This window comes from Mangrovibacter plantisponsor, assembly GCF_003182475.1.
Taxonomy (GTDB): Bacteria; Pseudomonadota; Gammaproteobacteria; order Enterobacterales; family Enterobacteriaceae; genus Mangrovibacter; species Mangrovibacter plantisponsor.
This window is the reverse complement of the sequence record NZ_QGTS01000005.1, coordinates 277,215-301,685: the sequence shown is the minus strand read 5'-3', so window position 1 is coordinate 301,685 and position 24,471 is coordinate 277,215. Positions and strand designations below refer to the sequence as shown.

18 protein-coding genes are annotated in these 24,471 nt (G+C 53.3%); 4 read left to right on the top strand and 14 right to left on the bottom strand.

The features are described 5' to 3' along the window. Window positions 1-727 precede the first annotated feature (727 nt). Window positions 728-3,565 carry a two-component system sensor histidine kinase RcsC gene (gene rcsC, locus DES37_RS10130; protein WP_110025707.1) on the bottom strand — a complete coding sequence of 946 codons (2,838 nt, stop codon included), beginning with the start codon at window positions 3,563-3,565 and terminating at the stop codon, window positions 728-730. 123 nt (window positions 3,566-3,688) lie between these two features. Continuing rightward, a complete protein-coding gene (gene gyrA / locus DES37_RS10125) occupies window positions 3,689-6,325 on the bottom strand; it encodes a DNA topoisomerase (ATP-hydrolyzing) subunit A (protein ID WP_036115930.1) in 2,637 nt (878 codons plus the stop codon). A 158-nt stretch (window positions 6,326-6,483) separates the two neighbouring features. Between gyrA and ubiG the strand changes: the two genes are divergently transcribed. From ubiG to yfaE, 4 genes are all read left to right on the top strand, one after another. Continuing rightward, window positions 6,484-7,215 carry a bifunctional 2-polyprenyl-6-hydroxyphenol methylase/3-demethylubiquinol 3-O-methyltransferase UbiG gene (ubiG, locus tag DES37_RS10120; protein WP_110025706.1) on the top strand — a complete coding sequence of 244 codons (732 nt, stop codon included), beginning with the start codon at window positions 6,484-6,486 and terminating at the stop codon, window positions 7,213-7,215. Window positions 7,216-7,557: 342 nt separating this feature from the next. Then, a complete protein-coding gene (gene nrdA / locus DES37_RS10115; RefSeq protein WP_110025705.1) occupies window positions 7,558-9,843 on the top strand; it encodes a class 1a ribonucleoside-diphosphate reductase subunit alpha in 2,286 nt (761 codons plus the stop codon). A gap of 115 nt (window positions 9,844-9,958) precedes the next feature. After that, a complete protein-coding gene (gene nrdB, locus DES37_RS10110) occupies window positions 9,959-11,089 on the top strand; it encodes a class Ia ribonucleoside-diphosphate reductase subunit beta (protein ID WP_036115937.1) in 1,131 nt (376 codons plus the stop codon). A 2-nt stretch (window positions 11,090-11,091) separates the two neighbouring features. Continuing rightward, complete coding sequence (gene yfaE / locus DES37_RS10105; RefSeq protein WP_036115939.1) at window positions 11,092-11,349, top strand: class I ribonucleotide reductase maintenance protein YfaE; 258 nt, start codon at window positions 11,092-11,094, stop codon at window positions 11,347-11,349. Window positions 11,350-11,463: 114 nt separating this feature from the next. Here yfaE and DES37_RS10100 read toward each other — a convergent pair whose 3' ends face one another. The 12 genes from DES37_RS10100 to nuoM form a co-directional block, all read right to left on the bottom strand. Continuing rightward, a complete protein-coding gene (locus DES37_RS10100) occupies window positions 11,464-12,672 on the bottom strand; it encodes a nicotinamide mononucleotide deamidase-related protein YfaY (protein ID WP_036115942.1) in 1,209 nt (402 codons plus the stop codon). Between the two features lie 137 nt (window positions 12,673-12,809). Then, on the bottom strand, window positions 12,810-13,349 hold the full coding sequence (locus DES37_RS10095; RefSeq protein ID WP_036115945.1) for a YfaZ family outer membrane protein: 540 nt from the start codon (window positions 13,347-13,349) through the stop codon (window positions 12,810-12,812). 136 nt (window positions 13,350-13,485) lie between these two features. Further along, window positions 13,486-14,850: an o-succinylbenzoate--CoA ligase gene (gene menE, locus DES37_RS10090; protein WP_110025704.1), complete on the bottom strand. Its 1,365-nt coding sequence runs from the start codon at window positions 14,848-14,850 to the stop codon at window positions 13,486-13,488. Next, window positions 14,847-15,812, bottom strand: a complete 966-nt coding sequence (gene menC, locus DES37_RS10085; protein ID WP_110025703.1) for an o-succinylbenzoate synthase — start codon at window positions 15,810-15,812, stop codon at window positions 14,847-14,849. Before menC ends, menE begins: the two co-directional genes overlap by 4 nt. Beyond that, on the bottom strand, window positions 15,812-16,669 hold the full coding sequence (gene menB / locus DES37_RS10080; protein WP_036115952.1) for a 1,4-dihydroxy-2-naphthoyl-CoA synthase: 858 nt from the start codon (window positions 16,667-16,669) through the stop codon (window positions 15,812-15,814). The genes menC and menB overlap by 1 nt, the downstream gene beginning before the upstream one ends. After that, entirely contained in the window at window positions 16,666-17,445 is a 780-nt protein-coding gene (gene menH / locus DES37_RS10075) for a 2-succinyl-6-hydroxy-2,4-cyclohexadiene-1-carboxylate synthase (protein ID WP_110025702.1), read from the bottom strand. Before menH ends, menB begins: the two co-directional genes overlap by 4 nt. Next, window positions 17,442-19,115 carry a 2-succinyl-5-enolpyruvyl-6-hydroxy-3-cyclohexene-1-carboxylic-acid synthase gene (gene menD / locus DES37_RS10070; protein WP_110025761.1) on the bottom strand — a complete coding sequence of 558 codons (1,674 nt, stop codon included), beginning with the start codon at window positions 19,113-19,115 and terminating at the stop codon, window positions 17,442-17,444. Before menD ends, menH begins: the two co-directional genes overlap by 4 nt. An 81-nt stretch (window positions 19,116-19,196) precedes the next feature. Beyond that, window positions 19,197-20,483 carry an isochorismate synthase MenF gene (menF, locus tag DES37_RS10065; RefSeq protein ID WP_110025701.1) on the bottom strand — a complete coding sequence of 429 codons (1,287 nt, stop codon included), beginning with the start codon at window positions 20,481-20,483 and terminating at the stop codon, window positions 19,197-19,199. A gap of 138 nt (window positions 20,484-20,621) precedes the next feature. Next, window positions 20,622-20,855, bottom strand: coding sequence for a hypothetical protein (locus DES37_RS10060; protein WP_110025700.1), 234 nt, complete (start codon window positions 20,853-20,855; stop codon window positions 20,622-20,624). A gap of 46 nt (window positions 20,856-20,901) precedes the next feature. Beyond that, entirely contained in the window at window positions 20,902-21,372 is a 471-nt protein-coding gene (locus DES37_RS10055) for a GNAT family N-acetyltransferase (protein ID WP_110025699.1), read from the bottom strand. An 82-nt stretch (window positions 21,373-21,454) separates the two neighbouring features. After that, window positions 21,455-22,912, bottom strand: a complete 1,458-nt coding sequence (gene nuoN / locus DES37_RS10050) for an NADH-quinone oxidoreductase subunit NuoN (protein ID WP_036115965.1) — start codon at window positions 22,910-22,912, stop codon at window positions 21,455-21,457. Window positions 22,913-22,918: 6 nt separating this feature from the next. Next, window positions 22,919-24,448: an NADH-quinone oxidoreductase subunit M gene (nuoM, locus tag DES37_RS10045; RefSeq protein ID WP_110025698.1), complete on the bottom strand. Its 1,530-nt coding sequence runs from the start codon at window positions 24,446-24,448 to the stop codon at window positions 22,919-22,921. Window positions 24,449-24,471 lie beyond the last annotated feature (23 nt).

Genomic DNA, 24,471 nt, shown 5'->3' with positions numbered 1-24,471 from the left:
TCACCGCAGTAACAATAATCTGCCAGCACAGAGCCAGTTGCGCGCCGTGTCAGCCACACTGCTTTTACTCACCCACTGCGCCCGGCGCCCGCAGGGGGCACTGGCCCCCTGCACCCCCTTCTGTGGCCGGCAAAATCGCCGCTTCGCGGACATTCGGCTTACCCCGGCGGCCTGTTCGGGTACCGCTCCGAGTCGGCTTCCTGCCTCCCGTCGCTCTGCCTGCGTCCTGCAGGCAGCCCCGGCCCGCCAGGCACGCCTCAACGATTTAGAGGCCACACCCCACACCCGCCTGTAATATCTCAGCAAAAATCAAAGAAAACAGACAACGCACAAATCCAACAGCCACACCTGACAACACAAAAAACCCCGCTACTTGCAGCGAGGGCTTGTTCGCGTAAGACCGGTGAACCGGAGAAAGGAAGACAAGGTTATTCCGCCCGGACGGCGGAATAAGGCGAACCGAGGCATGGATGCCGAGTCGAGCCGGCCGCAGGCTGACTGCCCGGAGGTGAACGCAGTGCGCAGCACCGGTCGCCCGCGAAAAACCGGATTGTTAAGGGGCGGGCCCCTTAACACGTTCACAGGCTGTGAAGCCACATTAACCACGCCACTGGAGGTGAACGGAAACAACTACACTGCAAGTCAACGAAAATACCCACATCCGGTGAGCGTACAACACTGCACCGATCGCCCGCGAAAACAGGGATAACAAAGGGGCGAGCCCCTTTTACTCCCGGTGATTCCTCACCCGCTCCGCAAACACCGCCAGCGTCTGCTTCAACACATCCAGCGTCACAGGCTTGGACAAACAACTATCCATTCCCGATTCAAGACAGCGTTGCTTCTCTTCTGCCAGCGCATTCGCCGTCACCCCAATCACAGGTAACGTCAGCCCTAACTGGCGAATACGTTGTGTCAGGCGATAACCATCCATATTCGGCATATTCACATCACTCAGAACAATATCAATATGATGCTTACTGAGCACTTCGAGCGCTTCAACACCATCGCCCGCAGTCTTACACTGGTGATAACCAAGCGATGCGAGCTGATCCGCCAGCAAACGGCGGTTTATCGGGTGATCATCGACGATCAGCACCGTAATATCATCGTTCTGCTCACTGATCTCCGAAGGCTCTGGTAAGTTCACATCGTTACCCGGAACCTTCACATCCACCCGGTAAATTTTCGCCAACAACGTCACCAGATCATGAGGAGAAGCCACACTGTGCGACCAGATACCGGGTTCGCTTTCCAGAGGGATACCAATATGCCGCCGGCAAAACTGAACCACCGCTCTTCCAGGCCATGGATTACTTAACGCTTCATCAGTGATTAACACATCGTCCGGATCTGGTGTTTCTCCCAGCCAGAAGCTGGCTTTAATACCTTTACTTGCCAGCAACTTCGCTAAAAAATCACTCAGGTAAGCATTGCTGACAGCCAGCCAGCAATGTTTATGGGTAAGATCCGATGCTGCCATAACCGGAACCGGTTTAGCTTCATACAACGGTATACGGACAGTGAACTGGCTCCCCATACCGGGTTCGGAATCCACCGCAATATCGCCGTCCATCATAGTGATAAGCTTCTCACAGATAGCCAGCCCCAACCCGGTGCCCTGGAAGTTACGCTGAACCCCTGTCCCCACCTGGAAAAAAGGATCGAACAGGCGCACAACTTCTTTGGCAGCAATCCCTTCCCCGGTATCACGCACCCGGAAGCAGAGGTAATCATCCGTACAGCGTACATCAAGAATAATGCAGCCAGTATCGGTAAACTTAATCGCGTTACTCAGCAAGTTTGAAATCACCTGCTGTAAACGCATTGGGTCGCCACGTAAGGTTAATGGCACAGAAGGCGCGATAAAGCAGTAGAGCCCCATTTGTTTACGCACCACCAGAGGCTGGTAGTTTGCGGTAACGTGGGTCATTACTTCGCGGGGAGAAAACTCACGCGGTTCAATTTTTAACTGCTCTGATTCAATTTTCGAGAAATCGAGAATATCGCTGATTATCTTCAGTAGCAGGCTGGATGAGTTGTTCATTGCCGTGACCAGGCGGTCAACACCATCGGGCAGTTCACGGGTTTGCAACAGATCCAGGTTACCAATGATGCCATACAGCGGAGTACGTAATTCGTGACTTACCGTTGCCAGGAACATCGATTTAGACTGGCTGGCCTGCTCTGCAGCATGGGCCATATCCTGCAATGACTCTTCCATCTTCACACGGGCACTGACATCCACCAGCACGCAAATCGCCACGTTCTCGTTGCGATAACGCGAGTGTACGAAACTTATCTGCAGGTTCGTGTTGTCGCTGGTAAGAACATCAACAAAGTTAACCTGTTGCCCACAAATGATTTGCGTCAGGCGCTGGCGGTCTTCATGAGTCAGCATATTCAGGTAATTGTGCGCCAGCTCATTACTAAGAATATTGGTGCCATCCAGCGTGCGCAGAATACAAATACCTACCGGTGCTGAGGCGACAATTTTACGGTTAAACTGCTCGTGCTCTTCCAGACGCTGGGCATCCGTCTCTGCCGGGATAAAAATACGCCGCTCATACATTCTTGCCAGGGTAAACAGCACCACACCGACCAGAATATTCAGTAACACGGCATTCAGAATAAGAATACGGATTTCATCCAGCACTTTATCAACCGGTACGCTGTACACCACACTAAGCGATGACGGCATCAGGTTTTTTTTCAATGCCAGCTCTTTAAACCCGGTGGTGTAGCCAAACCAGGTGCGGGCCTGAAGCCAGTCTGGCTGTAGCGATAAATGCCCACTACCCCCTGTCAGAGATACCAGTGAGTGGCCATTTTCATCCATCAGTGTGATATCTACCGGTAAGTTACCCGGCAGCATGAAGTTTTCCTGGCGAATACTCTGTTCAACCCCAAGTAACGCCTGAACCCGGTTAGCGAGAAAAACGGGCGTTAATGTATAAAAATACCCGGTTCCCGGACGGCTGCCAGGTGCCACCCAGTAAACGGTATTAATGCGTTCATCCATGGGTGCGTCACGGTAGCGTTTTAACCGCTCATTGAGCACTGAAAGCGCTTTGTCCTGGCCGGGCGGAGTATTACGCAACGAGAAATCGGCAATGCACTGATTATCTCCCGCCACCAGAAAAACCCGGTTCAGGTCGTAGTTTGCCGAGAAATTATCGCGCCAGTAACGCAAAAAGCCGGATAGCGACAGCATGGATCCTTGCCAGGACTGGTCAAGCGCACTGCAGTCCACATTGTTGCCCAAAGGCAAGAATGCAGGTGCGCTGCTACCCCGATTACTGCCGGGAGTTGCGTTATCAGTAGGCCGGTTTTCTGTAATGTACTTGAGCTCTTTCACCACATCAGTTGTGCGCTGAATATACCGCTGCGCCTGGTCAAAGCTCAGCGTGAGCTCCTGGTGTATTTCCGCTTCTTTATCGTGTAGTGCGCCTGCGATGTAAAACACCGAAAACAGGGCTATCAGAAGCCATAGTAAAAGCGCCAGCGCCCTAAAAAGATAGCGCGAGACTTTAAGCGTGCTGCGGAAAGAGACGGCGTATTTCAATGTAAGCCCGGTAAGCGTCAGTCAATCGATAATAAAGCGTTAACTTAGCGATAAAAGTGAGTGGTCGCAATGGCAAAGAAAAAGGGCCGGTTACCCGGCCCTTCATAACGTGATGATTTCAGATTAATCTTCACTGTCATCGGCAACATCGTCATCCTGTTCCGCTTCCGGCGCTATTTCATCATCGCCTTCTGCTACAGAACCATCAATGCTGTCGAGTTCTTCGTCGTCTACCGGTTCAGCAACACGCTGCAGACCCACTACGTGCTCATCTTCCGCCGTGCGAATCAGAATCACGCCCTGGGTGTTACGGCCCACAACGCTGATTTCAGAAACGCGAGTACGCACCAGCGTACCGGCATCGGTGATCATCATAATCTGGTCAGCGTCATCAACCTGAACAGCGCCTACCACTTCCCCGTTACGTTCAGTCACTTTGATAGAGATAACACCCTGAGTCGCACGGGACTTAGTTGGGTACTCTTTCTCACCGGTACGTTTACCGTAACCGTTCTGAGTAACTGTCAGGATGGCACCTTCACCGTGTGGCACAATCAGTGAAACCACGCTGTCTTTTTCTGCCAGCTTGATACCACGCACACCGGTGGCTGTACGGCCCATGGCACGCACTGCGTCTTCTTTAAAGCGCACCACTTTACCAAACGCAGAGAACAACATAACTTCGTCGTCTTGCTGAGTCAGGTTCACACCAATCAGCTCATCGCCTTCGTTAAGGTTCACAGCGATGATACCGGCGCTACGTGGGCGGCTGAACTCAGTCAGCGCAGTTTTCTTCACAGTACCGCTCGCGGTCGCCATAAAGACATTCACGCCTTCTTCGTATTCACGCACTGGCAGAATCGCGGTAATGCGTTCGTCCTGCTCCAGTGGCAACAGGTTGACGATTGGGCGGCCACGCGCGCCACGGCTCGCTTCCGGCAACTGGTAAACCTTCATCCAGTACAGACGGCCCCTGCTGGAGAAGCACAGGATCGTGTCATGGGTGTTAGCGACCAGCAGGCGGTCAATAAAGTCTTCTTCTTTAATGCGGGCAGCAGATTTACCCTTACCACCACGGCGCTGCGCTTCATAATCTGACAGCGGCTGGTATTTCACATAGCCCTGATGCGACAGCGTAACAACAACATCTTCCTGGTTGATCAGATCTTCGATGTTGATATCCGCGCTGTTGGCAGTGATTTCCGTGCGACGTTCGTCACCAAACTGGTCGCGAATCGCTTCCAGCTCTTCACGGATAACTTCCATCAGGCGCTCTGCGCTGGACAGGATGTACAGCAACTCAGCAATCTGCTCCAGCAGCTCTTTGTATTCATCGAGCAGTTTTTCATGCTCAAGGCCGGTCAGTTTTTGCAGGCGCAAATCAAGAATTGCCTGAGCCTGTTGCTCAGTCAGGTAGTATTTCCCGTCGTGCACCCCAAACTGCGGTTCCAGCCATTCTGGACGGGCAGCATCGTCGCCAGCACGTTCCAGCATCGCAGCCACATTACCCAGGTCCCACGCATGCGCCACTAACGCTGCTTTCGCTTCAGCAGGTGTCGGAGCATGGCGAATCATCTCGATAACCGGGTCGATATTCGCCAGCGCAACAGCCAGTGCTTCAAGGATATGAGCACGGTCGCGCGCTTTACGCAGTTCAAAGATTGTACGGCGAGTCACCACTTCACGGCGGTGGCGCACAAAAGCTTCGAGAATATCTTTCAGCGGCATGATCTTCGGCTGACCATGGTGCAATGCCACCATGTTGATCCCGAAAGACACCTGCAACTGAGTTTGTGAGTAAAGGTTGTTCAGCACAACTTCACCCACTGCATCGCGTTTGACTTCAATCACAATACGCATCCCGTCTTTATCAGACTCGTCGCGCAGTGCACTGATGCCTTCAACACGTTTCTCTTTCACCAGCTCGGCAATTTTTTCAATCAGGCGAGCTTTGTTCACCTGATAAGGAATTTCATGCACGATGATGGTTTCGCGGCCAGATTTTGCATCGGTTTCCACCTCTGCTTTGGCGCGAATATAAATTTTCCCGCGCCCTGTGCGGTACGCTTCTTCAATACCGCGACGGCCATTAATAATTGCCGCAGTCGGGAAATCTGGCCCCGGGATGTGTTCCATCAACCCTTCAACGGTGATGTTTTCATCCTCGATATACGCCAGGCAGCCGTTAATCACTTCTGTCAGGTTATGGGGCGGTATGTTAGTTGCCATCCCCACCGCAATCCCGGAAGAACCGTTAACCAGCAGGTTCGGGATTTTGGTTGGCATAACATCGGGAATTTTTTCTGTTCCGTCATAGTTGTCCACGAAGTCGACTGTTTCTTTATCAAGATCAGCCATTAACTCATGGGCAATTTTCGCCAGACGAATTTCTGTATAACGCATGGCCGCGGCGGAATCGCCATCGATTGAACCAAAGTTCCCCTGGCCATCGACCAGCATATAACGCAATGAAAATGGCTGCGCCATACGAACAATGGTGTCATACACTGCAGAATCACCATGGGGATGGTATTTACCGATAACGTCACCGACGACACGGGCGGATTTTTTATAGGCTTTATTCCAGTCATTGCCCAACACGTTCATCGCGAACAATACGCGACGGTGTACAGGCTTGAGGCCATCACGGACATCTGGCAATGCACGGCCGACAATAACCGACATGGCATAATCCAGATATGAGCTTTTCAGCTCTTCCTCAATATTGACCGGTGTAATTTCTCTGGCAAGGTCGCTCATCTGACCGCTATCCCTCTACTGTATCCCGGATTCAAAGGTCGCAAATTATAACACACTCCCGCAGTGGCAGGGAAACTTGTCTGAGGGGCGCAGCGCTTTATTCGTCTCGCCAGGCTGTTATACTCGGCAGCATCTATTGATGAGGAGTTCTGGCGTCCATGAATGACGAAAATACCCCGGTGTCGCTCAATGTTGACCACAACGAAATTGCTAAATTTGAAGCCATCGCCTCGCGCTGGTGGGACATGGAAGGCGAGTTCAAACCCCTTCACCGGATTAACCCTTTACGCCTGGGCTATATCAATGAACGCAGCGGTGGTGTGTTTGGTAAAAAGGTGCTTGATGTAGGTTGCGGCGGCGGCATTCTGGCAGAGAGCATGGCACGGGAAGGCGCAACAGTAACCGGGCTGGATATGGGTGGCGACCCCCTGCAAGTGGCCCGCCTGCACGCGCTGGAAAGCGGCATTCAGGTTGATTACCGCCAGGAAACCGTTGAAAACCATGCCGCAGCGAACCCCGGAGCCTACGATGTCGTCACTTGCATGGAGATGCTGGAACATGTTCCGGACCCACAATCTGTGGTGCAGGCCTGCGCACGCCTGGTCAAACCGGGCGGCCATGTTTTCTTTTCCACCATTAACCGTAATGGTAAAGCCTGGCTGATGGCAGTGGTTGGCGCTGAATATGTTCTGCGCATGGTGCCCAAAGGTACCCATGACATTAAAAAATTTATCAAACCTGCGGAGCTGATCCACTGGCTCAGTAACACCGGCTTGCGTGAACGCCATATGACCGGTTTGCATTACAACCCGTTGACGGATCATTTCCGCCTGGCGCCCGGCGTTGATGTTAACTATATGTTGCACACCAGCGCAAAAGACGCGGTCTGAGATAAGTTTTTGCTATCAAAAATTGCGCAGCATCAAGTTGCGCAATTTACATCACGCACAAGAAACCAACATTCAGTCATTTTTTTAAAAAAAGTTACTCCAGCTTGACATCCCCTTCAGGCCTTACCATTCGGGCATTCTTACCTGTTCAGGGAGGATGAACCTCAATTTTTTGGCAAAATCAACTCTTGAGATTGAAAGATTCCTTACTAGAATACTCACCATATAGTGATTCAGTTATCCCATACCCCCAACATATAGTATTTATCCACAAAGTTAGCCACAAGGCTGCGCTGTGGATAAGCGGGGGATATTTTTATTTCACGGACAGGTAAACCCCACATGAATCAGAGTCTGCTGGTAACGAAACGTGATGGCCGTACAGAGCGCATCAATCTGGACAAAATTCATCGTGTCCTTGATTGGGCGGCAGAAGGCCTGCACAACGTTTCAGTTTCACAAGTTGAACTGCGTTCCCATATCCAGTTTTATGACGGTATCCGCACTTCAGATATCCATGAAACGATTATCAAAGCAGCCGCGGACCTGATTTCTCGCGACGCCCCGGACTACCAGTATCTCGCCGCCCGTCTGGCTATTTTCCACCTGCGTAAAAAAGCGTTTGGCCAGTTCGAACCGCCCAAACTCTACAACCATGTAGTAAAAATGGTTGAAATGGGTAAATACGACACTCATCTGCTGGAAGACTACACGGAAGAAGAGTTCCAGCAGATGGACGGTTTTATCGACCACTGGCGCGATATGACCTTCTCTTACGCGGCTGTAAAACAGCTGGAAGGGAAATACCTGGCGCAAAACCGCGTTACGGGTGAAATTTATGAAAGCGCCCAGTTCCTGTACATTCTGGTTGCGGCCTGCCTGTTCTCACGTTATCCGCGTGCTACCCGCCTGGACTACGTAAAACGTTTCTATGACGCAGTGTCGACTTTCAAAATCTCACTACCAACACCAATTATGTCTGGTGTGCGTACCCCTACGCGCCAGTTCAGCTCTTGTGTGCTGATTGAGTGTGGTGACAGCCTTGACTCTATCAACGCAACATCCAGCGCTATTGTGAAATATGTGTCTCAGCGTGCCGGTATTGGTATTAACGCGGGACGCATTCGCGCACTGGGTAGCCCGATTCGTGGTGGTGAAGCATTCCATACCGGGTGCATCCCGTTCTACAAACACTTCCAGACAGCCGTGAAATCCTGTTCTCAGGGCGGCGTGCGTGGCGGTGCTGCCACACTGTTTTACCCAATGTGGCACCTGGAAGTTGAAAGCCTGCTGGTGTTGAAAAACAACCGTGGGGTGGAAGGTAACCGTGTTCGCCATATGGACTACGGTGTACAAATCAACAAACTGATGTACACCCGCCTGCTTAAAGGTGGCGATATCACTCTGTTCAGCCCGTCTGATGTTCCGGGGCTGTATGATGCCTTCTTTGCAGACCAGGATGAGTTCGAACGCCTGTACACCCAGTATGAAAATGACGACAGCATCCGTAAGCAGCGCGTTAAAGCGGCGGAACTGTTCTCACTGATGATGCAGGAACGTGCTTCTACTGGCCGTATTTACATCCAGAACGTTGACCACTGCAACACCCACAGCCCGTTTGATGCAACAGTTGCCCCGGTGCGCCAGTCTAACCTGTGCCTGGAAATTGCACTGCCAACCAAGCCGCTGAATGACATCAATGATGAAAACGGCGAAATTGCGCTGTGTACACTGTCCGCGTTCAACCTGGGTGCCATCGACAGCCTGGAAGATTTGGAAGAGCTGGCGGTTCTGGCTGTTCGTGCACTTGATGCCCTGCTGGATTACCAGGACTACCCTATTCTGGCCGCCAAACGTGGTGCCATGGGCCGCCGTACCCTGGGTATTGGTGTGATTAACTTCGCTTATTACCTGGCAAAACATGGCGTGCGCTACTCCGATGGCAGTGCCAACAATCTGACGCACAAAACCTTCGAAGCCATTCAGTATTACCTGCTGAAAGCATCAAATGAGCTGGCGAAAGAGCAAGGCGCATGCCCGTGGTTCAACGAAACCACCTACGCCAAAGGTATTCTGCCGGTTGACACCTACAAAAAAGACCTGGATGCAATTTGCAACGAACCGCTGCACTACGACTGGGAAAGCCTGCGTGAGTCTATCAAGACCCATGGTCTGCGTAACTCAACGCTGTCTGCTCTGATGCCGTCAGAGACGTCATCACAGATTTCCAATGCCACCAATGGTATTGAACCACCACGTGGGCATATCAGTGTGAAAGCGTCGAAAGACGGTATTCTGCGCCAGGTGGTGCCAGATTATGAACAACTGAAAGACAAATACGAATTGCTGTGGGAAATGGCGGGTAACGATGGCTACCTGCAACTGGTTGGCGTAATGCAGAAATTTATCGACCAGTCGATTTCTGCCAATACCAACTATGACCCGTCACGTTTCCCGTCAGGAAAGGTGCCGATGCAGCAATTACTGAAGGATTTGCTCACCGCCTATAAATTTGGTGTCAAAACCCTTTATTATCAGAACACCCGCGACGGTGCTGAAGATGCCCAGGACGACCTGGCACCCAGCATCCAGGACGACGGTTGCGAAAGCGGCGCGTGTAAGATTTAACCCAGAGGCAGGCCGGTCCCCCGGTCTGCCTGTTTCCCTTTTCACGCGGTAAAGGGCCCGTTAAGAACAGCAAAACGGCACTCAGCCAATGGTGGCGTTTTACAGGACAATGTTTATGGCATACACCACATTTTCACAGAAGAAAAATAACCCGCTCAACGAACCTATGTTTTTTGGTCAACCGGTTAACGTTGCACGCTATGACCAGCAGAAATATGACATTTTCGAAAAACTGATTGAGAAACAGCTGTCATTTTTCTGGCGGCCAGAAGAAGTGGATGTGTCGCGCGACCGCATCGATTTCCAGGCATTACCGGAACACGAAAAACACATTTTCATCAGCAACCTGAAATACCAGACACTACTGGATTCCATTCAGGGGCGCAGCCCTAACGTGGCGTTGCTGCCGCTTATCTCAATTCCTGAGCTGGAAACCTGGGTCGAAACCTGGGCGTTTTCTGAAACTATTCATTCCCGTTCATACACCCATATCATTCGTAATATCGTCAATGATCCGGCGGTGGTGTTTGATGACATCGTAGAAAACGAAGAAATAATCAAGCGCGCCAAAGACATCTCCACCTATTACGACGGGCTGATTGAACTGACCAGCTACTGGCACCTGCTGGGCGAAGGCACACACACTGTAAATGGTAAAACCGTTACGGTGAACCTGCGCGAATTGAAGAAAAAGCTTTATATGTGCCTGATGAGTGTGAACGCACTGGAAGCCATTCGCTTTTATGTCAGTTTTGCCTGTTCGTTCGCCTTTGCTGAGCGTGAACTGATGGAAGGCAATGCAAAAATTATCCGCCTGATTGCCCGCGACGAAGCTCTGCACCTTACCGGTACTCAGCATATGCTGAACCTGATGCGCAGCGGTGAAGACGACCCGGAAATGGCTGAAATTGCCGAAGAGTGCCAGCAGGAAAGCTATGACCTGTTTGTTATGGCGGCACAGCAGGAAAAAGACTGGGCAAACTACCTGTTCCGCGACGGCTCAATGATTGGCCTGAACAAAGACATTCTGTGCCAGTATGTTGAATATATTACCAATATCCGTATGCAGGCTGTTGGGCTGGACTTGCCATTCCAGACACGCTCCAACCCTATCCCGTGGATCAACACCTGGCTGGTGTCAGACAACGTACAGGTTGCGCCTCAGGAAGTTGAAGTCAGCTCTTACCTGGTTGGCCAGATAGATTCACAAATCGATGCTGATGACCTGAGTAACTTCCAGTTATAACTATGAGCAACCGTATTACCTTACATCAGTCCGGCCGCCAGTTAGAGTGCCAGGACGACCACCCTTCACTGCTGGCCGCCCTGGAATCACACAAGGTGGCTGTAGAGTATCAGTGCCGGGAAGGGTATTGCGGCTCGTGTCGTATGCGCCTGCTGGCAGGCCAGGTTAAATGGCTGACTCAGCCGCTGGCTTTTATCCAGCCCGGGGAAATTTTACCTTGTTGCTGCAAAGCACAAGGTGATGTGGAAGTGGATTGCTGATTGTGAACACGTTACCGGCCAACCAGATTGCTGGCTGAATGGCACAAAGGGAAAACATTGTTTTCCCTTTTTTATTTCTACCTTTGCTGCCAGATACACGGTTCAGCGTGATGCTCAGGCCGAACGTGTCAGTTGCTCTTCAATATGAATCCAGCCATGTTCTGCGCCCACATCCCAGCCATTTAACCAACGGCGCAGCATATTCATGGCCAGCATCGCACAGACCGCCTGGCGGGTTTCCACGCTATGGCGACGCCCGGACCAGTTAACCCGCAAACCGACAGTTTTACCTGGGGTGTGCAACGCCAGCGTTTGTTTGCTGCTGTCATCAATTGCGCCAACCACCAGCGCCAGTGAACTGCCCTGCTGTTCAGCCAGTTGCCGGGCACGCTGAATACAACCCGCCAGGCTCTCTGGTGTTGTAGAAGGTAAAACCTGCCCCTGAACTACCGGTACGCCAGCATTGGTCAACTGCCAGCACAACATACCTGCGGTAAACTGTTCACTCAGCGCCAGAGTCAGATTTTGCTCCTGTAACCGCGTGGCAAGCTGTGCAGGCAACCCTTCAGTTCCTTCAAAAATCAGGCTTTCACCCACCACGTCACGAATTTTCTGCCAGGCCTGCTGCATGCCTGCGCGCTGTGCAGAAGGGCCAGTCAGCTTCAGTTCGATAATTGGCATAGAAGAACGGTAACCCAGTACCACGCCTTCTGGTAATGGCAGGGGATCGAGTTGTTGGGCGAGATCGCTTTCAGAACGGCCAAATGTGGTCATGCGCAGGCATAACGGCATTTCAATGCTGGGGTAACGCTTGCGCAGGCGCGGTAAAATTTCCTGCTCAACCATCTGTTTAAATTCAGAAGGAACACCCGGAGTGAAAAATATCAGGCAACGGTTAAGCTGCATGGCAAACCCGCAGGCAGTCCCAACCGGGTTATCAATCATTTCACTGCCCGCCGGGATCATCGCCTGCTTGCGGTTACTGGGGGCCATAGGCCTGCCGCGCTCTTCAAAGAAACGCGCCATATGCGCCAGCCACTCTTCATGGATAACCAACTCTGTACCCGCAGCTTTCGCGGCAGCTTCTGCGCTCAGGTCGTCACTGGTTGGCCCCAGGCCGCCATTGACTATCAGAATATCCGCCTCATGGCTGCGCGCCTGCAGTACCGCCACCAGGTCGGCAAATTTATCCCCGACCGTTTGGCGGCGGGTCATGGGGAAACCCTGTTCAAATAAGAAATCAGCAAGCCAGGATGCATTGGTATCGACTATCTGCCCATACAGCACTTCATCGCCGGTAGAGAGCATTTCCACATTTAACATCGATATACTCCATTGGGAGGGAAGCCACCACTATAGCGCAGTGGCCAGGTAAATACAGAGGTACACCTGTTTCACCTTACGCCGCACGCAGATTGATACGCGGCATAAGGTTTGTGGGGAAGGTAACTGTGAAGTGATTAAAACGCCGCACTGACGCCCAGATACGGGCCATCAATAATCGTATTCCGGTTGTCGTTACGGTCTTTCAGGCTCATATAGCGATAACCGGCTTCAACCGTTAACGGGCGGAACACCATCCAGCGGCCACCAGCCTGCACTTCCTGGTAGGAATCAATACCCGAAGCAAAGGCATCTGGCGCGTAATAGTACTGCCCGAAGACAGAAACATGGCTCACAACCGGTACACTCAGACCGCCGCCAATTCCCAGCGCGTAGCCAGTTTTCCCCTGGTCAGGCTTGATATACAGACCTTTACCGCCCAGGGTAACCATTGCCGGGCCAACAGGCAGGTTGTAGCCCAGCCCCAGGTCCGCGATATAACCATCATCATTATGACGGGTCCAGTCGCCACTGAGTGCCACACCGCTGGTAGACGTCCCCATGCCCACACCAATACTGGTGTATTTATGCCCGGCCTGGCCGTAAATCCCTATGGCACTGGCTGAGCCAGATACTGCAAAAAGCCCACTGACTGCCAACAATAGATATTTATTCATTTTATTTTCCTGAACTCTGATACCTGGCAAATTAACCTGTTGAAGCGCAAAGCGGATTTTACCCGCTGGAGGGCGACATTCAAGACGGAAATCTGGTGCTTTCTCTACAGAATGTAACAAGCACGCTCTGGTGCGTTTATTGTTGTTCTGCAACCCACTGCATCACGGCGTTACGGGCAATTTTAATGCCGCCCTGGCGTAATGCATCTGGCAACAGTAACCACTGAACGGGTTGCTGGAAACGAGCCAGTTTATCCCGTACCCAGTCACTTAATGTTGCCAGCGCATTGGGGTCTGCCAGTTCCACAACAGCGACCGGGCGGTGCCCAAACTCTTCATCAATACGGGGCACAACGATGACCTGTTGAACCTGAGGATGCGCCATGATAACCCGCTCAACTTCTTCCGGTTGAATGCTTTCTCCACCACTGAAAAAGAGATTATCAAGCCGCCCGTGAATGGTGAGCGTATTGCTGGTATATGTTCCGCGGTCCCGGGTAGCAAACCACCCCTCAGCGTTCAGCAGTGGCAGTAAATGGCCCTGGCGCCAGTAACCGGACGCCAGGCTGTCACCCCGTAACCAGACCTCATTGTCTACAACACGCACCTGGCGGCCTGCTAATGGCTGCCCCACGTCCCCACAGCCATCGGCGCGTTTGGCTGCCACGGTGGAAGCCATTTCGGTCATACCGTAGCCACACCAGCAAGCAATACCATGCTGTTGTGCTGTATCAGTTAAAGCGACAGGAATTGCAGCCCCACCCAACAATACTGCCTTTAAATTGCTTAACGAAACCGGGTTATCGCTCAGTAACCGCCATAACTGCGTTGGAACCAGTGAGGCATGCGTGCACCCCTGTAATGCCAAAGCCAGCGGCTGCTCCGGGCGCAATGCCAGCGCGGCCCCGGTTACCAGCCAGCGCCATAAAATCCCCTGGCCGGAGACATGAAACAGTGGCAGTGACAATAACCAGCAGTCATCACAGCCAAATGCCATCAGTGCTGTTACCCCCCGCGCACTGGCAAGTTGCGCGCTGGCTGTATGCACTGCGGCTTTTGGCAAGCCAGTGGAGCCGGAGGTCAGGGTCATGGAGACAAAGCGCTCCGGTTGCCACGGCTCTGCCCATTCGCCAGCCAGCGGCTGGTAATGCAAAACGGCAGGGCCAGGCACCGCATCACAGTCAAAACTCAGGGCAAAATGGATGGACAGCGACGGGATAAGTGCTGCCAGCAAGGTATCCGGCAGTTGCGGGTTGAGCGGTAACACCCGGGCACCACATTGCAACAGCGCCAGCCAGCTTAATAATAACGGCATACTGTTGCGCCCACGCAGGGCAACGCCCATTCCGGCATTCACACCCTGGCGATGAAAGCTGGCCGCCAGGTTATCTACCTGGTGTGCCAGGTGCTGCCAGCTTATTTCACCATTTTGGGTATGCAATGCCACTTTCTCAGGTGCAAAGCTCGCCCAGTGGCGCCACGGGTAATTCGCCAGCGTCATTGCACCAACTCCAGCTCAGGCTGGCTGATTAGCGGCAATGGACTTCCCGGCCAGGGACGTAATAACTGTGCCTGCATCAAAGAGAGCGTATCCAGCCCCGGCGTTATTTGGGGTGTCAACCAGGCGGCGATACGCGCCAGTTGTGTTAGCCCAAGGCTTGATTCAATCGCCGAACTGATTACCACGTTCATGCCACACACATGTGCCTGGTTAACCCATTCCTGCACCTGTTGCAGGCTGCCAGTCAGTGAGGGTTTAATCACCAGGGTGTTGACTTCCGGGCACGGGCTTATCGCCACTTGCCCGTCGCGCAGGCTTTCATCCCACGCCAGTTTAATACCGGTGTCCCGGGCAAATGCCAGTGACAATTCCGGGGTTTTACACGGTTCTTCAAAAAACGCTATTCGTGAGCGCAGCGCCTCTGGTACATAGCGGGCAAACTGCGAGGCTTTTTGTGCAGACCAGCTCCGGTTGGCATCCAGGCGCAGCCAGAGGTCCGGAATGGCATCCAGCAATAAGCTGACCACCATGCCATCGCGTACCGCCTCATAGAGGCCCACTTTTATTTTGGCCTCTTTGCGGCCTGGTAACCCTTGCAATAGCGCAAATAACGCATCCGGGTCACCGGTACACAGCGGCACCGAGTGGTAATTCGCCGCTTGTGGCAGTTCACCAGACAGCTCCGCCAGCGCACAACTCAGCCCAAAAGCCACAGAAGGTTGTGCCGGGAGTTCAGGAGACTGCCCTGCCCGCCAGCCAGACAACCAGTGCAGGGCAGCAGACTGCGCTTCTTCAAGGCTCTCTGTACTCAGGCCAGGCAATGGAGCAATTTCGCCCCATCCCCGCTGATTGCCTTCACACAGTTCAACCACCAACCCTTCACGCATTTTCAGCCGGCGGTCGCGAATCACCACACCGGTATCCATGGGAATGGTGTAACGCCAGAGTTGTGCCTGTCGCATTACGGGTTCCGTTTGAATTTAGTGAAATCTGGCTGGCGCTTCTGGTTGAATGCGTTGCGCCCTTCCTGGCCTTCTTCTGTCATATAGAACAGCATCGTGGCGTTACCCGCCAGTTCCTGTAACCCGGCCTGACCATCACAATCAGCATTCAGTGCGGCTTTCAGGCAACGCAGTGCCATCGGGCTGTTTTTCAGCATTTCACGGCACCAGCGTACAGTTTCTTTTTCAAGACTTTCCAGTGGCACAACCGTATTGACCAGCCCCATATCCAGCGCCTGCTGTGCATCGTACTGGCGGCACAGGAACCAAATTTCGCGCGCTTTTTTCTGGCCGACAATGCGTGCCATATAAGATGCGCCCCAGCCACCATCAAACGAACCCACTTTTGGCCCGGTCTGGCCAAAAATGGCATTTTCAGCCGCAATAGTGAGGTCGCACATCAGGTGTAACACATGACCGCCACCAATGGAGTAACCGGCAACCATCGCCACGACAGGTTTCGGGCAGGTACGGATTTGGCGTTGAAAATCCAGTACATTCAGGTGGTGCACGCCAGAGTCGTCTTTATAACCACCGTAATCGCCGCGCACTTTCTGGTCACCACCGGAACAGAATGCTTTATCGCCTTCCCCGGTCAGCACAATGACACCGATATTGTCGTCATACCGCGCATCAGCCAGCGCCTGAATCATCTCTTTAACGGTCTGCGGGCGAAAGGCATTACGCACTTGCGGGCGGTTAATGGTGATTTTCGCGATCCCTTCTGCCGATTTGTGGTAGCGGATATCATCATAACCTTCAGAGCAGTCCTGCCAGGAGACAGGGGCATACAGTTCTTGTTCATCGGGGTAAATCATGGCTGTTCCTCAGAATAGTGAGTCAAAATATCAATAACACACTGGCAATATGCCGCCGGATTCTCCCGGTGGGCATTGTGCCCGGCATGTTCAATCAGATGAAAAGGCATGCCCAGCGCACGGGCAATGGCCTGAAATTTTTGGTCCCGTGCGCCACACAGATAATGGAATGGCACAGGTAGCGCGGCTAATGCATCACCCAGCCACGGCTGGAGACCTAACGAAAGGTTACCCAGTGCGCTGCCGAGAGCGGCAGGCTGGTTGCCAGCGCGTTCCTTGATTAATTGCTGGCGTGCTGCATTAGAAAGTGAAGCAAATACGGGCTGGCGATACCAGGCATCCAGCACCTGTTCCAGAGGCTCTGCCGCAAACCGCAGCGCCCAGCGCTGGTCAGATTCAATACGCAGTAACCGTTCCTGTGGATCAGTCAGGCCCGGGTTACCACCTTCAATAATAATCCCCTGCAGGCCGGCAGGCTGCTGGCAGGCCGTGTACATAGCCAGCCTGCCCCCCAGTGAATACCCTATAAGCCAGTAACGCGTAATATTCCGCTCCGCAAGCGTATGGGTAAGTTGCGTGAAGAACTCTGCGAACCCTGGTATGGCAACGTTTTCAGATGCGCCGTGGCCTGGGAGGTCAAGGTAGAGTTGTGGCCAGCGAGTAAACGCTTTGCGGGTTGCCTGCCAGTCATCGGCTGAGCCAAGGAAGCCATGCAGCCAAACCAGATACGGTAGCTGAGGCTGCTCTCCCGGTATTATCTGCCCGGCAAGCGTCATTGCTGGCTGGCCCTGGCAACCAGTTTTTGTAACATCGCGGCCCCTTCAGCTTCCGGCACTTTCAGTTCAATCACGGTTGCTACTGCTGGCCCGGACCAGCACTGCTTCAGGCTCCCGGCTAACTCTTCAAGAGACTGCGGTGCAATATATGGCAGGCCAAACAACGCGGCGCCATGGCGAAAATCTACGTTCTGCGGCATGGCATAGAATTCACTTCTCACTTCTGCAGGTGTGGGAAGCAGCGAAAAGATTTGCCCACCGTTGTTATTCACCACCACCAGTGCAACCGGAGCCGGGCAGGATCTTAATAATGCCAGTGAGTTGAGGTCGTACAGTGCAGATAAATCCCCCAGCACAGCAAGCGTTGGCTTGCAGGCCGCCCGTGCGACCCCCGCAAGAGTCGCCACCAGCCCATCAATACCACTGGCACCACGGTTGCCGTAGACAGGGTACCCACAGGGTAGTTGCGCCAATGCATCCACCAGGCGCACCGACAAACTGTTGCCAATAAACAGTTGGCCTTTTTCTGGTAATAACCGGGGCAAACTCTTCGCCAGCCCGGCTTCACCCGCTGGCGGAATTTCTGTATCTACGGCCACTGCCGCCTGCTGCACATAAGGTTGGAGTGCGTCTGCCCAGCTCACCTGCTTGTGCGCCGGGTGTACATCCAGCCAGGCTTCAACAGTTGCCTGAATTCGCCGCCCACGGTGATGCCCCGGGTCAAGCCGCCCGGGTAAAGGATCCACCAGCCACCAGTTGTCCTGATGCCCGCTGGCCTGCCACTGCAGTAAGCGTTTACTGGTGAGGCTCGCGCCAAACTGCACAACGATACGCGCCTGCTCCAGCACCTGGAGCGCACCGGGGTTGGCAAGCCAGAGGTCAGCATAAGGCAAGGGTTGCCCGGTTTGGGACTGGATATCACTAATCAGCGGCCAGCCAAGCGTACTGGCCCAGTGAGCCACCCGTTCACCTTCCTGAGCAGTCATTCTGCCAGCAATAACTACCCCTTTTTTCTGCCGCCAGCTATGCCAGTCAGGCTGCGGGGTAACCCCCTGCGCGGCACTAAAAGCTTGCCATGGTTTTTCACCCTGCCACCAGTTTCCCAGTGCCTGCTGCCAGGCAAGGCCGGTATCATCCATTTCGCCATATAAAGGCTCTGCAAATGGGCAGTTGATATGCAGCGCACCATGGCGCAATGCGCCCATTTGGCTGTCAATGGCACTGGCTAACCAGCGTGCAGGAATGGATTCTGTGGGGCGAGGTAGATTCAGCGTGGCGGCAGGGTGTGCGCCATAAATACCCGGCTGAACAATAGCCTGGTTGGCGCCACAATCAATTAATTCCGGCGGGCGATCGGCGGTCAGGACCACCAGTTTTTCGCCAGTCAGACCCGCTTCAATTACCGCAGGATAAATATTTGCTACCGCAGTACCTGAAGTCACAATGACCGCAACCGGCTCACCAGTGGCTTTGGCAAGGCCAAGCGCAAGGTGCCCCAGCCCACGTTCATCAAAATGGGTATGAAACACAAACCCTGGCGTTTGAGTGGCGGCCAGTGTCAGTGGTGTGGAACGGGAACCCGGAGCAATACACACATGCCGGACTCCATTATGGTGTAATGCCTGCAAAATGACGGCGGCCCAGCGCCGGTTGAACGTGCTTAACGACATAACTTGACCCGCAATAGCATTTGCAAAAAAGTATAGCGTCGGCAAACTGGCAGACATTGATATACATCGGTTTATCCGCTTTCAGCTGAATAATGAACGTAATGCCGCCACTTTATTTTCAATTTCCAGCCATTCTTCTGCCGGGTTTGACTGCGCCACAATACCCGCACCGGCATAAAGCCTGACGTTATTGTACTGAACCAGTGCAGAACGCAGTGCCACACAAAACTCGGAGGTTGCCAGGCTGAGATAACCGGCAGACCCGGCATACCAGCCACGGTTGAAAGGTTCGTGTGCATAAATAAAAGCCAGTGCATCTTTGCGTGGCAACCCGGCCACCGCCGCTGTGGGCTGTAACTGCATCAGGCATGCAGTGTCATCTGCGTAGTTGAGGGTGGCAGTGATGGCCCGGTGTAAGTGTTGTACTTTTCGCAAGCGAATCACTTGTACAGGCTCCACATCAATCTGCCCGGCGACTGCCTGCAGCCGTTGGCAAATATCTTCAACCACCAGCCAGTTTTCATGCTGATTCTTTTTATCTTTCAGCAACCACTGGCTTTGTTGGTCTGCCTGGCTGTCATCTGCATCACGGCCAACGGTTCCGGCCAGGGCTTCGGTTGATAATTGCCGCCCCGCCCTGTGCCACAGGCGCTCAGGTGAAGAACCCAGAAAGGCCTGGCGGGAGTCAAAGGCCATATAAAAGTGATAGCAGCGGCTGTTATGCTGGCGGCTGGCATGCATCAGCCAGGCGGGAGACATGGGCTGGGTGAGTTGCACATCCGTTGCCCGTGCCAGCACGACTTTGTCGAATTGCCCCCGGCTAATAGCCTGCGTTGCCTCGGTTACCAGGGCGAGCCACTGAACTTCTGCAGGCAAATGCACCTGCTCACAGACCCGTGCGGCCAGTTCAGGGATTACGGCAGCCGGGCATAAGCCGGACAACCAGGATTCAGCCTCTGCCGCCGCTTCACGCAGGCTGGTTTCGCTGTATAAGTTCAGGACCAGCCGGGCCTGTGAACCCTGCCGTTGCCAGGTGAGACGAGGGAGAAACAGTTGCCCGTGTTGCGGGTCAAACGCATTCAGCCCCCACAGGCGTAGCTCCGGGTATTCAGGAAAGCAGGAAAGGAAACGCTGCCCTTCAGCCAGTGAGGTGAAGGTACGCAATGCACACAGTACGGCGTATTCTTCATGGCCGTCACGGTGCTGCCAGTAAAACTGTGGCCAGCAGGCCTGGCTGTTCAGCCAGCACAGCGGCTCCTGGTTACCGGCAAGGCTCAGTGGCACCGACATTATTCTTACGCCGGGCGTGTCGGGAAGTTCTTTGCGTAACGCTTGCTGCAGCGCTTTCACCGCCTGTGTCAGTTCCATTTGCTATCCCGCCACGTAAAAACCCCAAATTATACGTGGTCAGAACAGAAATAGAATGCCGCCAGGCCGTTTGGCTGCACCAAAAAATGCGGTTATGAGGCAGATTTAACGCTATGCACGCAAATGCCGCAGGCAGGCTTACACATAATGGCTGAATGACAGGCTCTGCGCATCCGCAGGAAGAGCAATCACTTTGCGAATACGCAACTGCCTTTGCAACCGGCCAAGCTGGGTGTCGGCCCGCACCAGTAGCAACGCATACCCGGTTTCAGACCAGCTATCAGGGTAATTCAGTAACGTGGTTATACACTGGCTCAGGCCAGTAACATTTTGGCGGGCACGGATAACCCGCCGTTGAAGGTCGTCGCTCATGGCGCGCTCACTTATTATGTTTTTTCCCAGAGTCTGTTTACTATAGTTAACCTACGTTATTTTGTGTATTTTTTATCCATGCCATGCCGCGGTGGGGGATATCATCTTCAAGGTACACATCGGTGACCGGCTCAAAGCCAAATTGTTGGTAGAAATGCTGTAAATGCGCCTGGGCACTGAGATAAGGTACAACACCCGGCCAGTGTCGCTGGCAAGCAGCCATTACGTGTTCCAGAAGCTGGTTCCCCAGTTTTTGCCCCCGGCAGGCAGGGTTAACTATCACGCGGCCAATCACCAGCGGGTGGTGGCGGTCGCTGGTCAGTATGCGGGCGTAAGCCACCAGTTTGCCGCCCTGCCAGCCAAGAATATGGCGGTTTTCACCTGATAAATCCTCGCCATCAACATCCAGGTACGGGCAGTTTTGCTCAACAACAAATACCGCGCAGCGCAGGTGCAACAGCGCGTATAACTGCGGGACAGTCAGTTCCGAATGGTGTAAGTTCTGCCAGGTCATCATGGTTTTCTCCTGCTGTGTTCCCGACAAAAAAACCGCCGTTTCCGGCGGTTTAATATGAGTATACCTGTTGGTAATACAGTGATTACATCAAAGGCTGAGCCAGTTGCACCAGGCTAATCAGTGGCTGCGGCCAAATCCCTAACAGCAACACCAGAACAGCAGAGATCAGCACCACAACACCACCCGCAGTGAATGCCCAGTTAGACGGGGTATCACGAGCGGGTTGCTGTGGTTTGGACAAGTAGAGACTGACAGTAACGCGCAAGTAGTAGTACAGGCCAATCGCACTCCCCACCACAACAGCGCCTGTCAGCCACCACAAGTGTGCATGCACACCCACAGCAAGAATATAGAACTTACCGATAAAGCCCAGGGTCATCGGGATCCCGGCCAGGGAAAGCATCATGACAGTCATCACTGCCGCAAGAACAGGACGGTGCCAGAACAGGCCACGGTAGGAATACAGGGTATCGGCATCCGGGCCACGGTAAGGGCTGGACATCAGGCTGACAATACCAAACGCGCCCAGGCTGCTGAACAGATAACCGGTCAGGTAAACACCCACTGCTTCCATGGAGACGTCGCCACTGTGCAGCGCAATTAACGCTACCAGCAAATACCCCAGGTGAGAAATAGATGAGTAACCGAGCAGGCGTTTAATATTGGTCTGGCTCAGTGCCATCAGGTTCCCGAACAGGATAGAGGCAAACGCGATTATCCCCAGAACAATACGCACTGCTTCGCTGTCGCCCATCGGGGCGTACAGAAACAGGCGCATCACCACACCAAAAATAGCGATTTTACTGGCAGTTGCCAGGAAGGTTGATACCGGTGCCGGTGCGCCCTGGTAAACATCAGGCGTCCACAGGTGGAACGGCACCAGCGACAGTTTGAAACCTAACCCGACAATCATCATACCCAGCCCGGCCAGTAACAGGGGCTCATGGAGCATATTGTCGTTGAGGCTCTTGCCAATACTGACAAAAGACAGACTGCCAGACTCCGCATACAGCAGCGCAATACCAAACAGCAGGAAAGACGATGCAGCAGCAGACATAATGGTGTATTTGATACTGGCTTCAAGTGAGCGTTTTTGCCGGTAGGCATAGCCAACCAGGCCAAACAGCGGTAAAGAAATCAGCTCGATACCAATAAACAGTGAAGCCATATGATTGGCGCAGGACAGCAAAATCCCACCCATCGCGGCAATCAGCACCAGCAGGTAAAACTCTTCACGGTTGTCCGGGTACCCCTGCAACCAGGGATAGGCGAAGGTACAGGTCGCCAGACTTGCCGCCAGCACCAGCCCGGTATAGAGCGCAGCGTAACCATCGACACGCAACAGTGGCGTGACATCCATCGCGCCAACCTGGGTAGAAAACCACAATGAGACCAGTGCGGCATTCAGCCCGATTACAGATAACGTGGCATTAAGAAAGTGGTCGCGTCGCCACGCAATGGAGAGCATCACAACCACCACTGTCAATCCGACGATCAACAGCGGCAGCAGCGCGATCAGTTGTTGAGCAGTTATTGTCATGGCGAATTACGGCCTTGTAGTTGAAATAGAACTGGTAAACCACTGCTGGATATTACTCACCGCAGCGTGTGAGGTATCCAGAACCGGTTGCGGGAAGAACCCAAGCAGCAGCAGGAGTACCACCAGCAACAAAATAATAAATAATTCCCGCATCGACAGACCGCGCATCGGCTTACGTGCCGCTTCACTTTTCGCCTGCCCAAAATAGGCACGATGCAGCATCGCCAGCGAGTAAACCGATGCGAACACCAGGCCAAAGGTGGAAATTACCGTAATGACCGGCACCACATGGTAGCTACCGAACAGAATCATAAATTCGCCAACGAAGTTGCCAGTACCCGGTAACCCCAGAGTGGCGACAGCAAAGAACATAGACAACGCTGGCAACCAGCGGATGTTACTCCACAGCCCGCCCATCAAACGCATGTCGCGAGTGTGCATTCTTTCGTAAATCTGGCCACACAGAATAAACAACCCGGCAGCAGACAAACCGTGGGCAATCATCTGGATCACCGCCCCCTGATAAGCCAGTTGACTGCCAGAATAGATAGCAATCATCACGAAGCCCATATGGGAAACCGAGGTGTAAGCGATAAGGCGTTTGATATCTGTCTGGGTGAATGCCATCCACGCACCGTAGAAAATACCAATCACCCCAAGCCACATGGCGATGGGTGCGAACTCAGCCGATGCGTTAGGGAACAATGGCAGCGAGAAACGCAATAAACCGTAAGCTGCGGTTTTCAGCAGGATCCCCGCGAGGTCAACAGAACCCGCAGTCGGTGCCTGAGAGTGCGCATCCGGCAGCCAGCCATGCAGTGGCACCACTGGCATTTTAACCGCAAAGGCAATGAAGAAGCCGAGCATCAACAGCCATTCCACGGTGTGCGACATTGGCGTGTGCAACAGTTCGGTGTAGTTGAATGTCCAGACACCAGTCGCATTGTAGTGCACCAGCACCAGCGCCAGAATAGCTATCAGCATCACCAGGCCGCTTGCCTGGGTATAAATAAAGAATTTGGTTGCTGCACTGATACGCGTCTTCCCGTCGGAGGCTTTGTGGCCCCAGAGAGCTATCAGGAAGTACATCGGCACCAGCATCATTTCCCAGAAGAAGAAGAACAGGAACATATCAATCGCCAGGAAGACGCCGATAACGCCGCCCAGGATCCACATCAGGTTGAGGTGGAAGAAGCCCTGATATTTTTCAATTTCATTCCAGGAACACAGTACTGCCAGAACACCCAGCAGTGAGGTCAGTACCACCATCAGCAGTGACAGCCCATCCAGCGCAAGGTGAATGGAAATGCCAAAGCGTGGGATCCACTCTCGGGTGAATTCAGATTGCCACTGCGGCAAGCCTGTTGCCTGCGTGAGTGAATAACCGCCCTGCAGCCAGAGTTGTAACGACAGCGCGAGTGTCAGCCCCATGGTAATCAGCGCTATCCAGCGCGGTGTACGAACGCCAAAACGCTCGGTCTGCCAGCACAGGAAGCCGCCGATAAAGGGAATGAGTATTAGCCAGGGTAATAACATGGCAATTTATTTCCTTATTGATC